This is a genomic window from Bartonella jaculi (assembly GCF_039543045.1).
In the GTDB taxonomy this organism is placed as follows: Bacteria; Pseudomonadota; Alphaproteobacteria; order Rhizobiales; family Rhizobiaceae; genus Bartonella; species Bartonella jaculi.
This window is the reverse complement of the sequence record NZ_BAABIZ010000110.1, coordinates 1-1,500: the sequence shown is the minus strand read 5'-3', so window position 1 is coordinate 1,500 and position 1,500 is coordinate 1. Positions and strand designations below refer to the sequence as shown.

The window sequence follows — 1,500 nt, the reverse complement described above, 5'->3', positions numbered from 1 at the left end:
TTATCAAACCAAGTTGTGAAAGCTTGCGTAAACGCAGATGAAAACCATTGATTAAAATCATTGTACGGCAATAATGGAAAATAATTTCTATCATCACGCGCAAAGATACTATACAGCATATAGACAAGACAACCTGTTGATGAGGGATCTATCCTTATTTCAAAACATGCATCTTCAGGCGAACGGACACCATAATATATGGTTGCCTCTCCAATATTATTAACAAGATCAATCAACTGGACTTTGTTTATAGTGATCTGTGGGACATCTATCATCTCTGATCTTTCTTCTTTAAGAGTGTGAATTATGCTGTGGGTGTTCATCATTATCTGTAGGAGCAGCAATAAAACTAGAACTAGAGCCAGAGCATTCTTTCAGTTGTTGCAGCTTTAGATAACTCTTTAAAGATAGACCTTTGCCTTGTTCCCAACGACAAACAGAGGCTTGCCTAACGCCTAAAATGTCTGCTAATTCCTTTTGTGTTAGCGATAAACACTTTCGGATAGATTTAATCTTTAATTTTTCCTCTGTGTCCATTTGAGTTAAGTCCTTTATTTTAACCATATACGCAATTGTATAGGATATAATAAAAAAAACAATAGATTTTTTTAATTTTAAAATCATAAGTAACTAATTATGACGAAAAATATCATTGCTACATTGCAAGTATTGCAATCTGAATTTGGTCTCAGTCAAAAAGATCTTGCCGATAGACTAAATGTAACCCAAGCAACCGTATCAAGATGGTTAGGAAGTGAATCGGATCCCAGAGGTTCACACAGAGACGCAATTTTAGAACTTTATAAAAGCTTAAAGGGTTATAATCAAATTACTACACTTGTTCCTGTTATGGGGTATGTAGGAGCGGGATTAGAGATTGATACCGATATTGAGCAAATCCCAGAAGATGGTCTTGAAACAATCGAAATACCATTTGATTTGCCTTTTGAAACAATAGGGTTCATGGTTCGTGGAGATTCCATGTATCCCGTGTATAAAGATGGTGATTTAATCGTAGTTAAACATCTGCAAGCAAAGCCAGTGAGTGATTATTACGGTGATGAAGTTGTCGTTCTAACAGAAGATAACAGGCGATTCATCAAACAAATTACTCGCTCTTCAGAGGGCATTGTACTCAAATCATGGAATGCGCTTCCCATTAAAAATGCTAAGATAAAATGGGTTGGAGAAATAATTGCAATACTACCACGCAAATCTTATCGTCCACTTATGAAATAATTCCAGTAAAGCTTTTGATTCTATTACTTTTGAAGATGGCATTTAAGTGAAAATGCAAAAAAAAATGAAATATATGTGATTTTTTGCTTGTTTATATTTATACATTTGCGTATAAGTAATTATACAAACCACACACAAACAATCGCCAAGAGGCGTTAGAGGGGGGAAATTATGGATAAGCCAATTCTTATTAATTCTAATGAAATTTTATTAGTTGTCTATGGTGATGATCAACACATTGGAGAGGCAGGTCCGCTTGAT

2 protein-coding genes and 1 pseudogene are annotated in these 1,500 nt (G+C 34.9%); 1 reads left to right on the top strand and 2 read right to left on the bottom strand.

The genetic code is table 11. From position 1 onward, the window contains the following. Positions 1-275, bottom strand: a pseudogene (locus ABD915_RS09615) (hypothetical protein); the annotation flags it as partial. A gap of 16 nt (positions 276-291) precedes the next feature. Further along, complete coding sequence (locus ABD915_RS09610) at positions 292-537, bottom strand: helix-turn-helix transcriptional regulator (protein ID WP_345117720.1); 246 nt, start codon at positions 535-537, stop codon at positions 292-294. Between the two features lie 99 nt (positions 538-636). On the opposite strand from ABD915_RS09610, the gene ABD915_RS09605 reads away from it, so the two are divergent. Beyond that, positions 637-1,239, top strand: a complete 603-nt coding sequence (locus ABD915_RS09605) for a S24 family peptidase (protein ID WP_345117718.1) — start codon at positions 637-639, stop codon at positions 1,237-1,239. The last annotated feature ends 261 nt before the right edge of the window (positions 1,240-1,500 follow it).

What these genes read in the sequence shown, in the direction of transcription:
- ABD915_RS09610 (WP_345117720.1), bottom strand. Translation starts at nt 537, where the DNA reads ATGGACACAGAGGAAAAATTAAAGATTAAATCTATCCGAAAGTGTTTA.
- ABD915_RS09605 (WP_345117718.1), top strand. Translation starts at nt 637, where the DNA reads ATGACGAAAAATATCATTGCTACATTGCAAGTATTGCAATCTGAATTT.